The organism is Enterobacter sp. HSTU-ASh6, from assembly GCF_026319105.1.
Lineage (GTDB): Bacteria > Pseudomonadota > Gammaproteobacteria > Enterobacterales > Enterobacteriaceae > Enterobacter > Enterobacter sichuanensis.
Map to the genome: position 1 here is coordinate 1 of NZ_WSPD01000003.1, position 18,853 is coordinate 18,853.

General features: G+C 57.5%; 17 protein-coding genes. 3 read left to right on the forward strand and 14 right to left on the reverse strand.

The annotated features are described in order from the left end of the window. The 4 genes from GM298_RS04070 to GM298_RS04085 all read right to left on the reverse strand — a co-directional run. Positions 1-392, reverse strand: a 392-nt coding sequence (locus GM298_RS04070) for a helix-turn-helix domain-containing protein (protein ID WP_222697957.1), incomplete at its 3' end; no start/stop codon positions are given. Positions 393-538: 146 nt separating this feature from the next. After that, positions 539-1,501: a lysylphosphatidylglycerol synthase transmembrane domain-containing protein gene (locus tag GM298_RS04075; protein ID WP_045285449.1), complete on the reverse strand. Its 963-nt coding sequence runs from the start codon at positions 1,499-1,501 to the stop codon at positions 539-541. Then, positions 1,501-2,739 (reverse strand): cardiolipin synthase ClsB, encoded by a 1,239-nt coding sequence (clsB, locus tag GM298_RS04080; protein WP_025757251.1) that lies wholly within the window; start codon positions 2,737-2,739, stop codon positions 1,501-1,503. The genes GM298_RS04075 and clsB overlap by 1 nt, the downstream gene beginning before the upstream one ends. Then, positions 2,736-3,497, reverse strand: a complete 762-nt coding sequence (locus GM298_RS04085; protein WP_025757252.1) for an endonuclease/exonuclease/phosphatase family protein — start codon at positions 3,495-3,497, stop codon at positions 2,736-2,738. The genes clsB and GM298_RS04085 overlap by 4 nt, the downstream gene beginning before the upstream one ends. A gap of 133 nt (positions 3,498-3,630) precedes the next feature. Between GM298_RS04085 and GM298_RS04090 the strand changes: the two genes are divergently transcribed. Then, positions 3,631-4,041: a YbhQ family protein gene (locus GM298_RS04090; RefSeq protein WP_266153645.1), complete on the forward strand. Its 411-nt coding sequence runs from the start codon at positions 3,631-3,633 to the stop codon at positions 4,039-4,041. On the opposite strand, the gene GM298_RS04095 is transcribed toward GM298_RS04090, so the two are convergent. The 5 genes from GM298_RS04095 to cecR are packed head-to-tail and all read right to left on the reverse strand — an operon-like array spanning position 4,003 to position 9,643. After that, positions 4,003-5,109: an ABC transporter permease gene (locus tag GM298_RS04095; RefSeq protein ID WP_025757253.1), complete on the reverse strand. Its 1,107-nt coding sequence runs from the start codon at positions 5,107-5,109 to the stop codon at positions 4,003-4,005. The two genes, GM298_RS04090 and GM298_RS04095, sit on opposite strands and share 39 nt — an antisense overlap. A gap of 9 nt (positions 5,110-5,118) precedes the next feature. Further along, complete coding sequence (locus tag GM298_RS04100) at positions 5,119-6,252, reverse strand: ABC transporter permease (protein WP_266153646.1); 1,134 nt, start codon at positions 6,250-6,252, stop codon at positions 5,119-5,121. Continuing rightward, positions 6,242-7,981 (reverse strand): ATP-binding cassette domain-containing protein, encoded by a 1,740-nt coding sequence (locus GM298_RS04105; protein ID WP_266153647.1) that lies wholly within the window; start codon positions 7,979-7,981, stop codon positions 6,242-6,244. Before GM298_RS04105 ends, GM298_RS04100 begins: the two co-directional genes overlap by 11 nt. Further along, positions 7,974-8,969, reverse strand: coding sequence for a secretion protein HlyD (gene hlyD / locus GM298_RS04110; protein ID WP_025757256.1), 996 nt, complete (start codon positions 8,967-8,969; stop codon positions 7,974-7,976). The genes GM298_RS04105 and hlyD overlap by 8 nt, the downstream gene beginning before the upstream one ends. After that, positions 8,966-9,643 carry a transcriptional regulator CecR gene (cecR, locus tag GM298_RS04115; protein WP_025757257.1) on the reverse strand — a complete coding sequence of 226 codons (678 nt, stop codon included), beginning with the start codon at positions 9,641-9,643 and terminating at the stop codon, positions 8,966-8,968. The genes hlyD and cecR overlap by 4 nt, the downstream gene beginning before the upstream one ends. Positions 9,644-9,846: 203 nt before the next feature. Between cecR and rhlE the strand changes: the two genes are divergently transcribed. Beyond that, on the forward strand, positions 9,847-11,226 hold the full coding sequence (gene rhlE / locus GM298_RS04120; RefSeq protein ID WP_025757258.1) for an ATP-dependent RNA helicase RhlE: 1,380 nt from the start codon (positions 9,847-9,849) through the stop codon (positions 11,224-11,226). A gap of 95 nt (positions 11,227-11,321) precedes the next feature. Then, a complete protein-coding gene (dinG, locus tag GM298_RS04125; protein WP_266153648.1) occupies positions 11,322-13,499 on the forward strand; it encodes an ATP-dependent DNA helicase DinG in 2,178 nt (725 codons plus the stop codon). Here dinG and GM298_RS04130 read toward each other — a convergent pair. The 5 genes from GM298_RS04130 to GM298_RS04150 form a co-directional block, all read right to left on the reverse strand. Further along, a complete protein-coding gene (locus tag GM298_RS04130; RefSeq protein WP_025757260.1) occupies positions 13,486-13,986 on the reverse strand; it encodes a fimbrial protein in 501 nt (166 codons plus the stop codon). The genes dinG and GM298_RS04130 overlap by 14 nt on opposite strands. Before the next feature lie 10 nt (positions 13,987-13,996). Beyond that, a complete protein-coding gene (locus GM298_RS04135) occupies positions 13,997-14,986 on the reverse strand; it encodes a fimbrial protein (RefSeq protein WP_266153649.1) in 990 nt (329 codons plus the stop codon). Positions 14,987-15,001: 15 nt separating this feature from the next. Continuing rightward, a complete protein-coding gene (locus GM298_RS04140) occupies positions 15,002-17,497 on the reverse strand; it encodes a fimbria/pilus outer membrane usher protein (protein WP_266153650.1) in 2,496 nt (831 codons plus the stop codon). Positions 17,498-17,569: 72 nt separating this feature from the next. Then, positions 17,570-18,244, reverse strand: a complete 675-nt coding sequence (locus tag GM298_RS04145; RefSeq protein WP_266153651.1) for a molecular chaperone — start codon at positions 18,242-18,244, stop codon at positions 17,570-17,572. Positions 18,245-18,305: 61 nt separating this feature from the next. Then, positions 18,306-18,839, reverse strand: coding sequence for a fimbrial protein (locus tag GM298_RS04150; RefSeq protein ID WP_025757263.1), 534 nt, complete (start codon positions 18,837-18,839; stop codon positions 18,306-18,308). Positions 18,840-18,853: the final 14 nt, after the last annotated feature.

An 18,853-nucleotide genomic window follows, 5' to 3' on the forward strand; every position in this document is an offset into this window, starting at 1 on the left:
GGAATGCCCGGTGAAGTGCCCGGCAGCAGGCCGTGACGGGCCATCAGGGTATGAACGGTGCTGAAGGCGGGCATGGTGTGCCCCTGGTCTTCCAGCCAGCGCTTAATCTTGCGGGCTCCCCAGCGCTGATGACGGTCATGCGCCATGCGCAGCAGGGCAGTGATGTCGTCAGATGAGCGGTTCGGGGAATGGTGCGGTATGCGCGGGCGGTCCTGAAGGCCGGAGGCCCCTTCCTCCGCCCAGCGACGAAGCCACTTGTAGCCGGTGGCAGGTGAAATGCCGAAGCGACGGCAGAGGGAACGGATATTCGCCCCGTCCTGCGAGGCGAACAAAACAAACTCGGTACGTAATGACATGGTATCTCTCGCATCCCAGGGCATAAGCGACTCCATAAACGGGTTCTTATGCCTTAGTTGTAAGTGTCTACCATGTCCCCGAACAAGCGTTCACTATGTCCCCGGACCGTACATCCCCAAAGGGGAGAGGGGCTCGATCGGTTCCCTCTCCCCTTTGGGGAGAGGGTTAGGGTGAGGGGCGTTCACTTCGCCAACATCCTCTCATTCTTCGCCCGTAACTTCTTCGCCCGACTCTCCAGCACCAGATAACAGACCGTTGCCAGCGCCAGCGGCAGGAAGTAATAGAGCATGCGGTAGGCGAGCAGGGCCGCAATGATGGTGCCCTGAGAGACATGTTCTCCGGCCAGCAGAGCGATGAAGACCGCCTCCAGCACGCCGATCCCCGCCGGAATATGCACGATCACCCCGGCAATACTGCTCACCAGCAGCACGCCCAGCACGAAGAAGTAATTCACGTCTTCACCCATCAACAGCCAGATAATCGCCCCCATCGCCATCCAGTTAGCGCTGGACACGGTCATCTGCAGCACCGCGAACTTCCACGAGGGCAATACCAGTTTTTGCCCTTTGATCGTCATATGACGGCGTTTCGCAAACGCGCAGGCCCAGAGATAAACGGCGATAATCAACAGCAGCACGATGCCCAGTATGCGCAGGGTGGTTTCGTCGATATACCAGTGCGCGGGCAGCTGTACTACGCCGACAGTAAATATCACCCCGCCAAGCAGAATATAGCCCAGCCAGTTGGTGGTGATGCTCAGGGAAAAAATGCGCGTAATCGTCCCGCCTGGCAGCCCCAGGCGCGAGTACAGGCGATAGCGCATGCCAATCCCCCCGACCCAGGTGCTCAGCGTCAGGTTAAAGGCGTAGCAGATAAACGACACCAGCATGACCTGACGTTTGGCCAGCTTGTGGCCGCAGTAAGCCCGACCCAGCAGGTCATAGCAGCCATACATCAGATAGCTCACGATAACCAGCCCAAGCGCCCCCAGCAGCACCATCCGGTTATAGTTGCGGATAACTTTCCACACCTCTTCCCAGTCAACTTTCTGTGCGTAGACCACCAGCAGAACCGCGACGGCGATGAAAAACAGCCAGGTCAGGATCTTTTTTGCCAGCCGCCAGCGCGGATGTGATTTCGACATCAGGGTTTGCCTCCGTCTTCCGCTTCAATACGGTCCTGGGTTTCCATTTCCGGTTGTACCGGCGGGTCCACCTGCGCCAGTTTCGGCGTATGCGCCGGCAGCCAGCCGACCATCGCCGGGAAATGGCGCAGGAAGTGGAACACCACCACGCTGATGCCCAGGTTCCACCAGGTACGTTTGGGGACCATGGATTCATCCACCCGCACGCAGTCGTTGACGATCAGTGCCTGCAGGTTATCCCGCAGGGTCTGGTTAAACTGGCGATCGTGAATGATCAGGTTGGCTTCCAGATTGAGCGACAGGCTAAGGGGGTCAAGGTTACTGGAACCGACGGTTGCCCAGTGGTCGTCCATCAGCGCGACTTTGCCGTGCAGCGGCCGACGGCGATATTCGTAGATCTGTACGCCGCCTTTCACCAGATAGTTATACAGCAGCCGCGCCCCAACTTTGACGATGGGCATATCCGGCTCGCCCTGCACAATCAGCTTCACCCGCACCCCGCGTCGGGCCGCATTGCGCATGGCATGCAGCAGGCGATAGCCCGGGAAAAAGTAGGCGTTGGCGATGATCACTTCGCGCTTCGCGTTGGCCAGCATCTTAAGATAGTGACGTTCAATATCGTCCCGGTGCTCACCGTTATCCCGCCAGACGAAAAGCGCCTGCGCTTCGCCGGGTTTGCGGTTCTCTTCCGGGCGATGATGGCGTCGCCACCAGCGGCGAACGGCCTCTTTCCCCGGCAGGTTTTCCAGCTCAAACAGTAAAATGTCCTGTACCACCGGGCCTTCAATGCGGATTGCGTAGTCCTGCTTCGCTTCCGGGCCATAGTCGGACATATGTTCCGCGGAGTAGTTAATGCCGCCAACAAACGCTACCGTCTCATCCACCACCACAATTTTGCGGTGCATCCGGCGGAAAAGGTTGGTCCGCATGCCGAACAGGCGAGGGCCGGGATCGTAGTAGCGGAACACCACGCCCGCGGCGGTCAGTTCATTAACGAACGCGTCGCTGAGGTCCGGCGAGCCATAGCCATCCAGCAGCACCTCAATTTTGACGCCGCGCCGGGCGGCGCGCAGCAGCACGCTGTGCAACTGCTTGCCAACGTTATCTTCGAACCAGATAAAGGTTTCGAGGATCACCTTCTGCTGAGCGTTATCAATGGCCTTAAACACGGCCGGGTAATACTCGTCTCCGTTGACCAGCAGCGTGATCCGGTTGCCTTCCTGCCAGGAACATTTCATAAGTGGATCTCCGCGCTGAGCGGGGCATGGTCGGAAAGATGCCGCCAGTTGAGGAGCGCCAGCGCGGTAGGGCTGCTGGCGTGGGCATTTTTCACGTAAATGCGATCAAGGCGCAGCAGCGGAAACCGTACCGGAAACGTGCGCGCAGGCCTGCCGTTCGCCCGGGTGAAAATCTCCTCCAGTCCGGCATCCACTTTCAACGGATGGTTTGCCCGCTGTCGCCAGTCGTTGAAATCGCCTGCCACGACAACAGGTTCACCGTCAGGCAGCGCGTTGGCCCATTCGGCCAGCATTTTCAGCTGCGCCTGACGATGGGCTTCGCGAAGTCCCAGGTGAACGCAGCCGACATGGATCGGCAGATCAAGATTGGGCGGTGTAATGCGGCAGTAAAGCAGCCCGCGTTTTTCACTCTCCCCGACGGAAACGTCGCGGTTTTCGTAATGTTCTATGGGATAACGCGACAGCACCGCGTTGCCGTGATGCCCTTCAGGATAGACCGCATTGCGGCCATAAGCGTAATCACTCCACATGGTGTCGGCCAGAAATTCGTAGTGCGGCGTGTCGGGCCAGTTTTCAAAGTGGAGCGGATGCACTTCGTGGGCGCCCATCACTTCCTGCAGGCAGACAATATCCGCGCTGACGGTGCGCACCGCGTCGCGCAGCTCCGGTAAAATGAAGCGGCGGTTAAATGCTGTGAAGCCTTTATGAATGTTTATCGTCAGCACTTTAAGCGAGAAATGCTGCATTTTTTTCGTCATAAGCTCCTTCCTGAGTGACTATCCCGATGAAAATAAAGTGTAGTCGTCGTCACAAAAAGATGCGGCGTTACGGAATTTTCCGTAAAGTGCGGTAGTCTGATTAAGCAGAGAAAAATCCTTCAGGAGAGAAGCCATGAAGTGGCAACAACGTGTTCGTGTCGCAACTGGCCTGAGTTGCTGGCAGATAATGTTGCATTTACTGGTCGTGGCCGTACTGGTGATGGGCTGGATGAGCGGCACGCTGGTGCGTGTTGGCCTGGGACTATGCGTCCTTTATGGCGTCACCGTACTGTCGATGCTGTTTTTACAGCGCCACCATGAAGCGCGCTGGCGCGAGGTGGGTGACGTGCTCGAAGAGCTCACCACCACCTGGTATTTTGGTGCAGCGATGATTGTGCTTTGGCTATTGTCTCGCGTGCTGCAAAACAACCTGCTGCTGGCCCTGGCCGGTCTGGCTATTCTTGCCGGGCCTGCGGTGGTCTCGTTGCTGACCAAAGAGAAAAAGCTACGCGATGTTGCGTCTAAACATCGCATACGCCACTGAGCCCGTCGTGGCCGCGATGACCAGTAGCGGCCACAAACTTCCCCAGACAATATCCAGACTCGCATCCTTCAGATAGATTTGCTTGGTGATATCCGTAAAGTGACGAATCGGGTTTATCCACGTCAGATCCTGTAGCCACACCGGCATATTCTCAACGGGCGAGACATACCCCGAGAGCAGGATCGCGGGCATCATAAAGACGAACACCCCGATAAACGCCTGCTGCTGCGTCGAGCAGAGCGCGGAAATCAGCAGTCCAAACCCTACCAGCGACAGCCCGTAAATCACCATGGTGAAGTAAAACAGCGCCAGCGAGCCGGCGAACGGGATCTGGTAGGCCCAGATACCCACACCCAGCACGATGGTGGCCTGGAAAGTGGCGACAATCAGCGCCGGCACCGCTTTGCCGACAAAGATTTGCCAGGTGGCGAGCGGGGAAACCAGCAGCTGATCCAGCGTGCCCTGTTCGCGCTCGCGGGCGACGGAGAGAGAGGTCACAATCATCACCCCGATGGTGGTGATCATGGCGATCAGCGACGGCACCACAAACCATTTGTAGTCCAGGTTCGGGTTGTACCAGTTACGCACCACCAGTTCACTGTTGTTGGGTTTCGGTTTTCCCGCCATGAGCTCCTGCTGGTAATCCTTCACTATCTGCTGCAGATAGTTGGCCGCGATCTGGGCGCTGTTGGAGTTACGCCCGTCGAGGATCAGCTGTATCGGCGCGGTCTGGAAGGTGTCCAGGTTGCGGGAAAAATCCGCCGGGAAACGCACCAGCAGCAGCGCTTTTTGGGTGTCGATAGTGGGCTTAATCTCCTGCGGGCTTTTCAGCAGCAGGACATGGGTAAAGGCTTTCGCACGGGCAAAGCGCTGGGTCAGCTCGACGGCATGTTTGCCGTTGTCTTCGTTGTAGATGGCGATGGTGGCGTTGGTCACCTCAAGGGTGGCGGCAAACGGAAACAGTAAAACCTGGATCAGCACCGGCAACACCAGAATGGCGCGGGTTTGCGGCTCGCGCAGCAGGGATTGCAGCTCTTTGCGTATTAACGTCCATAAACGGTGAAACATGTTCGCTCCTTAATCCAGTCGCCGTTTGGTTTTCATCCACGTCAAACCGATAAACATCAACGCTGAGGCCATTAAAAACAGCGTGTTGATAATCAGCACCACCGGAATATTCCCCGCCAGGAACAGGCTTTGCAGGGTGCTCACAAAGTAGCGCGCCGGAATAACATAGGTCACGGCGCGGATCACGGCAGGCATACTGTCTATCTGGAAGATAAACCCGGACAGCATAATCGACGGTAAAAAGGCGGCGTTGAGGGCCACCTGCGCGGCGTTAAACTGGTTGCGGGTAATGGTGGAGATGAGCAGCCCCATGCCCAGCGTGCTGAGTAAAAACAGGCTGGTGATAAAGAACAGTACCACCAGCGAGCCACGATACGGCACGCCGAGGATAAAGACGGACACCAGCATGCAGAGCAGCATCGCCAGCATGCCGAGAAAGTAGTAGGGGATAAGCTTACACAGCAGCAGCTCGACGCGTGTCACTTCGGTTGAAAGCAGCGCCTCCATGGTGCCGCGCTCCCACTCGCGGGCGATCACCAGCGAGGTCAGTATCGCGCCAATGACCGTCATGATAATGGTCACCGCGCCCGGAATAATAAAATGCTGGCTGATGGCGGCAGGGTTAAACCAGTAGCGCGTCTCGACGTCGATCAGCGGTTCAAACGTCTCGCCACGATCCTCGGCGCGCTGCATTTGCCACAGCTGCCAGATACCTTCCGCATAGCCCTGAACGAAGTTCGCGGTATTCGGCTCGCTGCCGTCGGTAATGACCTGGATCGGCGCATCGGTATTCGCACGCGCCATGTTGGCGGCAAAATCCACAGGAATAACGATCAGACCGCGAATTTTCCCGGCCTGCATTTTCTGGATTAATTCCTGCCGGTTATCGCTGATGGTGGCATCAATATAGGGCGAGCCGGTCATGGCGTGGGTAAAGTCCAGCGCCTCTTCGCTCTGCTGTTCCAGCAATATCCCAACCCGCAGCTTGCTGGAGTCCAGATTAATACCGTAGCCAAAGATAAACAGCAGCAGCAGGGGGATCACCACCGCAATCAGCCAGCTACTCGGGTCACGCACGATCTGCCGCGTCTCTTTAATACACAGCGCGCGCACCCTGCGCCAGGAAATGGCATTACTGCGCATGGGCATTCTCCTTATCCCAGTCGTGGATGAGGGTGATAAACGCCTGCTCCATGGTCGGGTCCGGAACCTCATCGTCGGCGGCCTGCGCTTTCAGGTCGTCGGGGGTGCCGTGGGCAATCAGCTTGCCGCGATACACCAGCCCGATGCGGTCGCAATACTCCGCCTCGTCCATAAAGTGGGTGGTGACCATAACGGTCACCCCTTTTTCCACCATGCTGTTGATATGCAGCCAGAACTCGCGGCGGGTGAGGGGATCAACGCCGGAGGTTGGTTCATCCAGAAACAGAATATCGGGCTCGTGCATCAGCGAACAGGCCAGCGCCAGCCGCTGCTTAAAGCCGAGCGGCAGTTCGTCGGTGGCGTGGGAGGCGATGCTGGTCAACCCGAAGGCCTCGCTCATGCGGCGAATTTTCTCATTCTGCGCCCGCCCACGCAGGCCATAGACCCCGGAGAAAAAGCGCAGGTTTTGCTCTACGGTCAGGTTGCCATACAGGGAGAACTTCTGCGCCATATAGCCCAGGTGCTGGCGCGCTTTTCCGGAGCTGACCTTGAGATCCATATCCAGCACCAGCGCTTTACCAGACGTCGGGACCAGCAGACCACACATCATCTTAAAGGTGGTGGACTTCCCCGCGCCGTTCGGCCCCAGCAGGCCAAAAATTTCCCCGCGCTTCACCGCGAAGTTGACGTTGTCGGTGGCGGCGAAATCACCAAACTTTTTGGTCAGGGATTTGGCTTCAATCACCGTTTCCCCGGGTGTCCCTTCCACCGTGTGCAGGATTGCGCCGAGGGGGGACTCCGATGTGCCAGCACCCCCCAGCAGGTCGATAAACGCATCTTCAAAACGCGGCGCGGTTTCTTCCATCTCGAGCTCAGGCATGCTCTGCGCACGGCGAATATCGTCAACGGTGGCCTCTTTTTTGAGGATCACCCGCACCGAGCGGCCCTGAATCATCCCGTCGCTGATCTGCGGCAGTTTCAGTACCCGCTGCAGCAGCTTGCGGTTGGATTCCTGCGGACTGTGCAGCAGGAAACTGCGCCCGGCCATGCTCTGCGTCAGCGTCGTCGGCTCGCCCTGGTAGAGCAGTTCGCCTTCGTTCATCAGCAGCACGTCCCGGCACTGTTCGGCTTCGTCGAGGTAGGAGGTACTCCAGAGGATCAGCATCCCGTCGCCTGCCAGCTCGTGCACCATCTGCCACAGCTCGCGGCGCGAAATCGGGTCAACGCCCACGCCGGGCTCATCCAGCAGCAGGACCTTCGGCTCGCCCACCAGCGTGCAGGCCAGGCCCAGCTTCTGCTTCATCCCGCCGGAGAGCTTGCCCGCCAGGCGGTCCGTGAACGGACCGAGGGAGGTAAACGCCAGCAGGCGGGCGAAGGTTTTCTGCCGCGTTTCGCCGGTAACGCTGCGCAGATCGGCATACAGGTTCAGGTTTTCCATCACCGTCAGATCTTCATACAGGCCAAACTTCTGCGGCATATAGCCAAGCATGGCGTGCAGCGCACCGTCGTCCTTAATCGGGTCAAGACCCAGCACGCTGGCCGAGCCTTCATCCGGCTTCAGCAGACCGGCCAGCATCCGCATCAGGGTGGTTTTGCCTGCGCCGTCCGGGCCCACCAGCCCGGTGACATAGCCTTTCTGGATGGTGCAGTTCAGCGGGGCAACCGCGGGTTTATCCATTCCCTTAAAGCGTTTAACCAGATTGTTGAGCTGAATAACCGCGTCATTCATGTCGTTCCCCGTTGTTCACTTTTACGGTAACAGGCATGCCCTGACGCAGCGCGTCGTCCGCATCGGTTACGATGATGCGCAGGCGATAGACCAGGTCGGTGCGCAGGTCTGGGGTTTCAACGGTTTTCGGTGTGAATTCGGCGGTAGGGGAGACAAAGCCCACTTTGCCGTGATACGGCTTGTCCGGGCGGCCATCCGTATAGAGCAGCAGCTCGCGGCCCGGCTGCATCTGGCCGAGATTCGGCTCGTCGATGTAAGCGCGTACCCAGACCGGGCGGGTCAGGGAGAGGGTTAAGACGGTGCTGCCCGCGCTGAGCATACTGCCCGGCTCCACGGCGCGGGTCATCAGCGTGCCGTCTGACGGTGCCACCAGCGTGGTGTCGTGCAAATCCAGTTCCGCCTGGGCCAGCTGCGCCTGCGCCTGTTCAAGGCTGGCTTTGGCCTGAGCAATGTCCTGCGGACGGTTACCGGTGCGGTACTGGCTCAGCTTGTCCTGGGCGGATTTCAGCGTCGCCTGGGCCTGATCGCGTGATGACCGGGCATTTTCCAGATCGTTAGCGGAAATCGTACGGCTTTTCCATAGCCCCTGCTGGCGGGCATAGAAGTTCTGCGCGTAGTCATAGGCCGCCTGCGCCTGTTTGACGGCCGCCGCGGCCTGGGCAATCTCTTCATCGCGGTAGCCGGCCAGCATCAGATCATACTGCGCCTGGGCAACGGACACGCCGGCTTTGGCCTGCAGCAGCGCATTTTCAAAAGGCGCTTTGTCGAGCATACCCAGCGTCTGGCCCGCCTTAATGGCATCGCCTTCGTCAACGTTCAGCGAGGCGAGACGTCCGCCGACCCGGAAACTCATATTCACCGTGCGAATATCAACATTACCGTACAGCGTCAGGCCCCGGTCCTGATGGCTCTGATACCACAGCCAGCCACCGACTCCCGCAGCAAGCAAAACAACAACCACCAGAAGGATGGCGACAGGTTTTTTCATGACTTCAGGCTCCTTTGCGTTAAGCCTTGCAGGATCAGATCGAGATGACAGGCGATGACCTGGCTAATCTGCGCGGCTTTATCCTCATCAAATTGTGTCCAGCCGGTGCGTAACAGGATGGTCTCCCGGCCCAGACGGAAGGCCAGGATTTCACCCAGCAGGGCGTGGGTATGCAAAATTGTTCCGGTATCGTCGGCATCCCGTCCGGTATAGGCGGCAATGAGCCGGGTCAGGTGGGTATGCATCGGGGCAATCACCCGATCGTGTACCCGCTGGTAGGCGGCAGTGGGGGAGAGCTGCTCGCGGGAGATAAACTTGCTCAGGTTGAGCGTATCGTCGTGCGTCAGCAGGCGGATCATGTTGTGACAGGCATTAAGAATCAGCTGGCGGATGGCCTCGCGATCGGGCGCAGGCTGGCTGAGCAGCGCGGTGGCTTCCTCGACGTGCGGGTGAAATTGCGTGCCGATAAAATCGGCGATCCAGTCGGCGCAGGCGAGGTATAAATCCTCTTTTGAGCCAAAATAGTAGGGAATGGCAGCGATGTTCTGTCCGGCCAGCGCCGCGATATCCCGGGTAGTCGCGTGCAGCCCGTACTCGCCAAACTGCGCCAGCGCGGCGGCAATAAGCTGATTTTTGGCCTGTTCACCTTTTGATGTCGTCGGGGTTGTATTCATGGCGGCATTAAAAATTAATCAATCGATTGATTAAGACTATGCCTGATTCCCCTTCTCGTCGAGGGAACTGAGGGATATTTTATGCGCCACGTCACAAAAGCTGCTACACTCCGCCCCTTCGCGACATTGTGGTTTTTGTCCTCCTAATTGTTATATCTCCCTGAAAACTACACCTGTGATGGTCGGGGCGGTTCGGAGTTTTTATGTCTTTTGATTCCCTTGGCCTGAACCCGGAAATTCTGCGCGCGATCGCAGAGCAGGGCTACGTTGAGCCAACCCCAATCCAGCAGCAGGCGATCCCCGCCGTCCTGCAGGGCCGCGACCTGATGGCCAGCGCCCAGACCGGGACCGGTAAAACCGCGGGCTTTACCCTGCCGCTGTTAGAGCTGCTGGTAAAAAATCAGCCGCACGCCAAGGGCCGTCGTCCGGTCCGCGCGCTGATCCTCACCCCAACCCGTGAGCTGGCCGCCCAGATTGGTGAGAACGTGCGTGACTATAGCCGCTATCTCAACATTCGCTCGCTGGTCGTTTTCGGTGGTGTCAGCATTAACCCGCAGATGATGAAGTTGCGCGGCGGTGTGGACGTGCTGGTGGCCACGCCGGGCCGTCTGCTGGACCTGGAACACCAGAACGCGGTGAAGCTGGATAACGTTGAAATTCTGGTGCTGGACGAAGCCGACCGCATGCTCGATATGGGCTTTATTCATGACATTCGCCGCGTGCTGGCTAAACTGCCGCCGCGTCGTCAGAACCTGCTCTTCTCCGCGACCTTCTCCGACGAGATCAAGGCGCTGGCGGAAAAACTGCTGCATAACCCGCTGGAAGTGGAAGTGGCGCGCCGCAACACCGCCTCCGAACAGGTGACGCAGCACGTTCACTTTGTGGATAAAAAGCGTAAGCGGGAACTGCTCTCGCAGATGATCGGCCAGGGTAACTGGCAGCAGGTGCTGGTCTTTACCCGCACCAAGCACGGCGCGAACCATCTGGCGGAACAGCTGAACAAAGACGGCATTCGCAGTGCGGCGATCCACGGCAACAAGAGCCAGGGCGCGCGTACCCGTGCGCTGGCAGACTTCAAGTCTGGCGATATCCGCGTGCTGGTGGCGACCGACATCGCCGCCCGTGGCCTCGACATTGAAGAACTGCCGCACGTGGTGAACTACGAGCTGCCAAACGTGCCGGAAGACTACGTGCACCGTATTGGCCGTACCGGCCGCGCGGCGGCAACCGGTGAAGCGCTCTCACTGGTGTGCGTGGATGAGCACAAGCTGCTGCGCGATATCGAACGCCTGCTGAAGAAAGAGATCCCGCGTATCGAAACCCCGGGCTATGAAGTGGACCCGTCCATTAAAGCGGAGCCGATTCAGAATGGTCGTCAGGGTGGTCGTGGTCAGGGCGGCGGCGGTCGTGGCCAGCAGCCACGTCGTGGTGAAGGCGGTGCGCCGAAGTCATCGGGCAAACCTCCGCGTCGTAACAACGAGGCCAAACCCGCCGGTGAAAATCCGTGGCGCAGTGGTGAAGGCAAGCCTGCAGGGGAAGGGCAGCGCCGACGCCGCCCGCGCAAACCTGCGAACCCGCAGTAATCTGGAAGCCCGGTTGTAAAGCCGGGCTTTTCTTTTGCGGCAACCATCAGAAAGTGCCACAATAGTGGCTGTTTATACAGTATTTCAGGTTTAAAATGGCGTTAACCGCGGCGCTCAAAGCGCAGATTGGTGCCTGGTACAAGGCGCTACAGCAGCAGATCCCCGATTTTATCCCCCGAGCGCCGCAGCGGCAGATGATTGCTGATGTGGCAAAAACGCTCACCGGGGACGACGGGCGACATCTGGCGATTGAAGCCCCGACCGGCGTCGGTAAGACCTTGTCGTATCTCATTCCCGGCATCGCGATTGCCCGTGAAGAGGACAAAACGCTGGTGGTCAGCACCGCCAACGTGGCGCTGCAGGATCAGATCTTCAGCAAGGACCTGCCGCTGCTGCGCAAAATTATCCCCGACCTGCGTTTCACCGCGGCGTTTGGGCGCGGGCGCTACGTGTGCCCGCGCAACCTGGCCGCGCTCGCCAGCAGTGAGCCTGGTCAGCAGGATTTGCTGGCGTTTCTCGATGACGAGCTGACGCCGAACAACAAGGTCGAGCAGGAGCAGTGTGCAAAACTGAAAGCCGACCTCGACGGCTATAAGTGGGACGGCCTGCGCGACCACACCAGCCAGGCCATTAGCGACGATTTATGGCGCAGGCTCAGCACCGATAAAGCGAGCTGCCTCAACCGCAACTGCCACTACTACCGGGAGTGCCCGTTCTTTGTCGCTCGCCGCGAGATTCAGGAAGCGGAAGTGGTGGTCGCCAACCATGCGCTGGTGATGGCCGCGCTGGAGAGCGAAGCCGTATTGCCGGAGCCGAAAAACCTGCTGCTGGTGCTCGATGAAGGCCACCATTTGCCGGACGTGGCGCGGGACGCGCTGGAGATGAGCGCCGAAATCACCGCTCCCTGGTTCCGTCTGCAGCTCGATCTCTTCTGCAAGCTGGTGGCGACCTGTATGGAGCAGTTCCGCCCGAAAACCACGCCCCCGCTGGCGGTGCCCGAGCGTCTGAGCGACCATTGCGAAGAGGTCTACGGCCTGATTGCCTCGCTCAACAACATTTTGAATCTTTATCTTCCGGCAGCCCAGGAGGCCGAGCACCGCTTCGCCATGGGAGAGCTGCCGGAAGAGGTGATGGAGATTTGCCAGCAGCTGGCGAAGCATCTGGAAAAGCTGCGCGGTCTGGCAGAGTTGTTCTTAAACGATCTCAGCGAGAAAACGGGCACCCACGACGTCGTGCGCCTGCACCGCATTCTGCTGCAGATGAACCGCGCGCTGGGGATGTTCGAAGCGCAGAGCAAGCTCTGGCGGCTGGCCTCGATGGCGCAGGCCTCCGGCGCGCCGGTTACCAAATGGGCCACCCGCGAAGTGCGCGACGGGCAGGTGCATCTCTTTTTCCACTGCGTGGGCATCCGCGTGGCCGACCAGCTGGAAAAGCTGATCTGGCGCAGCGTGCCGCACGTGGTGGTGACCTCTGCAACTCTGCGCTCCCTTAACAGTTTCTCGCGTCTGCAGGAGATGAGCGGCCTGAAAGAAAAAGCGGGCGACCGCTTTGTGGCGCTGGACTCGCCATTTAACCACTGCGAACAGGGCAAGCTGGTTATTCCCCGCATGAAATACGAGCCGCTGATTGACAACGAAGAGCAGCACATCGCGGAGATGGCGGCCTACTTCCGCGAGCAGGTCGAGAGCAAAAAATACCCCGGGATGCTGGTGCTGTTTGCCAGTGGGCGCGCCATGCAACGGTTCCTTGAGCACGTCACCGACCTGCGTTTACTCCTGCTGGTGCAGGGCGACCAACCGCGCTACCGGCTGGTGGAAACGCACCGCAAGCGCATCGATGGCGGTGAGCGCAGCGTGCTGGTGGGGCTGCAGTCGTTCGCTGAAGGTCTGGATCTAAAAGGGGATTACCTGACGCAGGTGCATATCCATAAAATCGCCTTCCCGCCGATCGACAGCCCGGTGGTGATCACCGAAGGGGAGTGGCTCAAGAGCCTGAACCGCTATCCGTTTGAGGTGCAAAGCTTACCGGCAGCGTCGTTTAACCTGATTCAGCAGGTGGGACGCCTCATCCGAAGCCACGGCTGCTGGGGGGAGGTCGTTATCTATGACAAACGTCTGCTCACCAAAAACTACGGCCAGCGGCTGCTGAATGCCTTACCGGTGTTCCCGATAGAACAGCCGGAGGTACCGGAAATAAAAAAACGCCCGGCAAAACAGACTGCCGGGCGTCGGAAAAGCATCCGTGCTAAGGGGCGCGGTCCTACTGGTAAGTAAAGGTGGCCTGAACAACGCTACTGAAGGTGCCAGCCGTTACCGGCATCGACGTTGCGTAATAGCGTGCGGCCATCGGAAAATCAGCAGTATGGGTTGAGCCATTTATCATCGTGTTGAAACTGGCTTGTGGGGCGAGGGTGATAAAATCTATCCGGTCTGCCAGTTCAAGGGCGAGGCCACCTGCTGTTCCCGTGTTGGCGTACTTGTTGGGGTGCTTTGCGTCCGGCTGGCCATTGACCGTGATGGTGGCGACCATCAGGCTGGCAGGACAATTTGTCAGGAGAAGGTCAAAATTTTTCCATCTTCCGGTATCACCGACGGATTTGAAATCGCTGGAAAGTGCCTGACCCAGATCGACCACCATGTTCTGGCTGCTGCTGTCCACCTGGCAGGTGGTATCGTAAATATTCCCTGCGATATTGACGGTGACGTCGGTTGCGGCCACCGGGAGAGTCGCCAGCCAAAGACAGTACAAAAACGGTTTCATCGGTTCATCCTTACTGATACTCAAGATCGATGGTGGCAACGGTATTGGCTGTTCCGGCCGTTACGGTGGCATTGGTCTGGTAATACTGAACGGAAAAGGGGATGACGTCGGGCACGTTGGGCTCGGTACTTCCGCCCACCGGAATAGGGTAGTTGTAGCGAAGATCGACGCCGTCAAGCAGCATTCTCACGCCGATACCCGTGGCGCTACCGCTGCCAGGCGTCAGGTTCAGGACATCAGGATACTGGCTGTTATAGCCATTCGCGCTGGTGACCGACGCGGTAAGATTGACCGTTTCTGTACAGGTTGCGGTGATATTGAATGATTTCCATGCCGTATAACTGCCCACATGGGTAAATTGTGAGACCGGGAAGTCCCCTAGCGTGACCGTCAGATTGAGCGGGTCAATGGAGCAGGTGGCCGTTCTCTCCGAAATCGTGGTGGAATAGTGGCTGGTATTGCGGGCGCCAGAAATACCGACAGAGTTATATACCCCGAATCCAAACGGATCCTGCGCGCTGGAAACCGTCCCCGCGCCAATGCGTGAGGCGGTTTTAATTAACCGTTCGGTATAGGTGAAAGAGAATGTTTGCCCGCTGTCGCTGCTGACACTGCCTACCGGTGTAGCGCTTGAGTCACAGGTATACCCCGTTCCGCGAACGACCTGCCCGCTGCTGTTCAGGAGCTCAATGCCGATGCCGTCAATATTGGTGGCATAAACGCCTGGCATGCCCGGCACTTCAGCTCCCGTCCCGTAATAACAGGCAATAAGGGTATGATTTGCAAGCGTTCCGGTGCAGCTGCCGCTGACGGTGTGCGTCTTTACGGATCCCGGAATGACGCTGCCCGTGTCGAGGGTTGTTGGAACGGACAGCGTGCCGACATTAATGTTATAGGGCAGATCGGCACTGTCGCAGGTTGTCGCCGCTTGGGCATGCGGCATGAGACATACGCTGGTGAGGAGCACCAGCAGCGCAAAGGCATATTTAAACATGCTCATTTTTCCCCGGAAAAGTCATACGCATTGCGCCGTGATGTTAAGAACCGCACTGTCGTCTTTCGCCGGCAGGTGATACGCCGCGGTACAGTGGCTGTCGGCGGTTTTTCCCCAGCTGACCTTCACCGTGCCTTGCTCATGCATACCGGTCAGGTAGACCTGACCGCCGTCACCGACAATAAATTCACCGTCCTGATGGGCCTGCGAGGCCGTTGCCCCAAACGGAATCGGCCGACCATCCGCGCGTGTTAAGGTCATCAACACCCGGCTACCGACGTGGGTTTCATAATGCGCGCGCACAATCGCGCCGCGCGTTGGCGTCACTGTTTTCGCGGCCTGGTCAATATCCGCATTGCCCGGCAGGGTCTCGGTATTCAGCGCGAGGGTGTTATGTCGATATGGCGTGACGTACGGCACAATGGCGTAGCCGCGGAAATCAGTATTCACGCCTGTCTGGTTGGTGATGTTCGTGTCTTCTGCGCCCGGCGCTTCCACCAGCGCTGCGGTCTCACCCATTGGTTGACCGAGGGTGATGCCGTGAGCATGGGCAATCACACTGCCCTGAAGACCGATGTTGAGCTGTTGCTGCTGGTTGTCCTGCGAATAGCCAGCGCTCACTTCACCATAGGTGCCTTTGTAATCGCCATTCAGGCTGGTGCTGTCGCCGCTGCTCTGGCTGTGGCCCTGCTGCACACCCCAGCTGAGATTATTGCCCGCCAGCGCGGTGCCGTTCAGGCCTACGCTTTGGGTTGTGTCGTGTCTTGTGCTGTTCAGGTTGTAGTTCACCCAGGTGTTGCTGAGCCAGCGATCGAGGGGAACAGAGACGTTGAACGCGAGGGTCTGTTCGCTGGTTTTCTCATTATTATCGTCACTGCCGCCACGCGTGTTTTTATCCAGCCCGTAACTCAGACCGTAGCTGATCCCGTGCCAGGCGTTGTTATAGCCGAGGCTCAGGGAGGTCATCCCCTGGCTTGCGTTCCAGTAGTTCTCTTTCACCAGGCTTAACGTCAGCGAACCAAACGTGCCGCCGAGCGACTGGTCGACAGTGGCCTCTTCACGGCTGCGCCGGATATCCGGGGTTTCCCAGTCATCATTGCGGGTATGGGAATCCAGGGTGTCCTGCAGGGTGTAGAACCCCTTGCTGTTATAGCGATAGCCGGCAATGGAAAAATGGGTGCCAGTGGTGGCGAAATCTTTGCTGTAGCGGATGCGCCAGGAGCGACCGTGGGTGGCATCCTGGTCCTGCATCTCCGATCTGGCGTCGGTGACATCCACTGAAAACGCGCCGAGCTCGCCGATGTTCTTCCCGAACCCCAGCGCCAGCGCATCGTAGTACTGGCTGGCCTGCACGCCGCTGTAGGCCGTAAAGCCATAAGGCAAACCGTAGATTGCGGTCCCCTGGATGAACGGCGTTTTCTCGACGTCGCTGTCATAGCTGCGATAGCGCCCCGCGGTAAGGCTGTATTTAAAGTGGCCTTCACGCTGCAATACCGGCACCGACGCGTAGGGCACGACAAAATGTTGTTCGCTGCCGTCCGTCTCTTTCACGGTGACGTTCAAATCTCCACTCCCGCCGGTGGGGTAGAGGTCGTTAATCTCAAACGCGCCGGGAGCAACATAATTCTGGTAAATGACGTAACCGTTCTGGCGGACAATCACCTGAGCGTTACTGTGCGCGGTACCGCGGATCACCGGCGCAAACCCTTTCATGCTGTCCGGCAGCATATCGTCGTCCGAAGCGATCTGCGCCCCGGTGAAAGAGATGCTGTCAAACACGTCCGCAGGGGAAGAGCTTTGCCCGAATTTGACGTTACCGCCAAGCGGCACGATATCGCGCTGGGCATAGGTATAGACGGAGGAAAACGCACTCTCCGCGTCACCGTCACTGCTGGTTTTGCTCCAGGTGGAGTAGTTCCGTAAACGCCACGCCCCGAGGTTAAGACCCGGACGCAGGTTAAGAAATTCACTGTGCTGATCGGTACTGTTTTCACCTTTGCCGCGGTTGTTCCCGGCGCTGAAGCTGTAATTCAGCAGCAGGGCGTTAATTCCCTCGTCGTATTCCTGCGGGTCGACGTAATCTCGCGGGACCTGGGTAATCGCGGTCTGCGGAATGCTTAACAGCAATTGCTGGGGATTAACATGAAACGTTGCGCTGGCGGAGGGGATGAGGCTCAGATCAATACATTGGGCCTTATCGTCCTGCACGTATTTATCGATATTAATGCCGAAGCTTTTTAACTGAGCCGCGCTCAGGCACGGCTGCAGCGTTGATTTTCCGCTGGCGTCTTTTTTCAGCGTGAATTCAATCTCTTTGGCTGCAACTTTATTGTTGTTAACGAACACGTCGACGTGGTATTTACCCGGCGCCTGGCCAGGGCCGATCTCAAAGATACTCAGGTCAGTCTTTCCCTGGCTCGGGTTGTCAATATCCAGCAGCGCCGGGTTGAAATAATCATCGGCCAGAACTTTTTGCACACAAACACCCAACAGGGTACAACCCAATGCAATCAGCATTGAGCGCCCGTGTTGTTTGGGTGGTTCGGTGGAATATTCCCAGCTCATAATGATGTTTAGCGAATCCAGCGGTTATTTAATTTGCGCAGAATATGACTGGCTAATACCGCCGTAGTCATTGATGATTTTCCAGCTCACGGTATGTGCAGTTATATTTCCAGGGGTGGTGAAAACCGTTTCACTTTTCGGTGCGGCATAGGTGGCTTTGTCAACTTTTTTACCGTCGAGTTTTATTTCCTGGAAATTCATATAAAACGGCGTGGGGTTTTCGATAATCAGCTGATTTCCCCGCGTGTGCCAGGATAATTGCGTGGTCATATCTTCCGGATTACCGGTAATACTCGCCGGGCGATACAGCAATTTAATTCGGGTTTTAATCGCGATCTGCAGCGTGTTGATGTTTGCATTGCGCTCGGAAGAGGGAATGGATTTAATATTCAACCAGAACAGCGATTCGCGATCGGCGGGTAAATTCCCCCCGATTCTGATGATACGCAGCACGTTTTCCTGCTTTCCGTCAAGGCGGAACAGGGGCGGCGTGATCAGGAACGGGGCTTTCTCGCGTGCGTTATCTTCCGTTTCCACCCATGACTGGACAAGGTAGTCGAGGTTGTCCGGGTTGGTGATTCCAATGGAAGACTCTTTTTTATTTTCTGGATAGACCACGCGCGTACCGCCGATAGTAATACCGGCATGGGCGACAGAGACAATAAATAAAAAGGAGGAGGCCAGAAGATATTTTCGCATAGTGAAACCGTCATCAAGAAATAACAGATATTAGCCACTGGGGTAGCTAATATCTGTTTTATTAGTTGTAAACGATGGTGAAGGTGGATGCAGCATTCGCCACGCCGGCGGAAACGGTTCCTCCGGTCTGGATATAGCGTGCACCAAACTCCAGATCGTTCGTTGTAGTACCTGACGTGAGGGTATACGCAGCGGAAGACGTATATAAACTCAGTGGGGTTTGCGTTTTATCCAGCAACTGGACACCCACTCCTGACGCGGTACCGGTTCCTGACGTCACAGCAAGGATATCCTTATTGTTACCATCAGGTGTCCCGCCGAATGTTACCGAGGCGCTGGTAACAGTATCGGGACAATTTTTAAGTTGAATACTAAAGCGGGTAGTCGACGTCGTCGAACCACTTCCGGTAAATGCCGATTTCGCAACCTTACCTAATGATACGGTAAGTGGATTGCTTAATCCGTTTACAACCGTACATGCCGAGTCAATAACTTCACCGGTGAAATTAATTTGACCCTCACCACTGGATGCAAAAGCAGAAACGGAAGCACATGCCATCCCGGCAGCGATCCCCGCAATAATTAATTTTTTCATTTAAATCCTCTGAA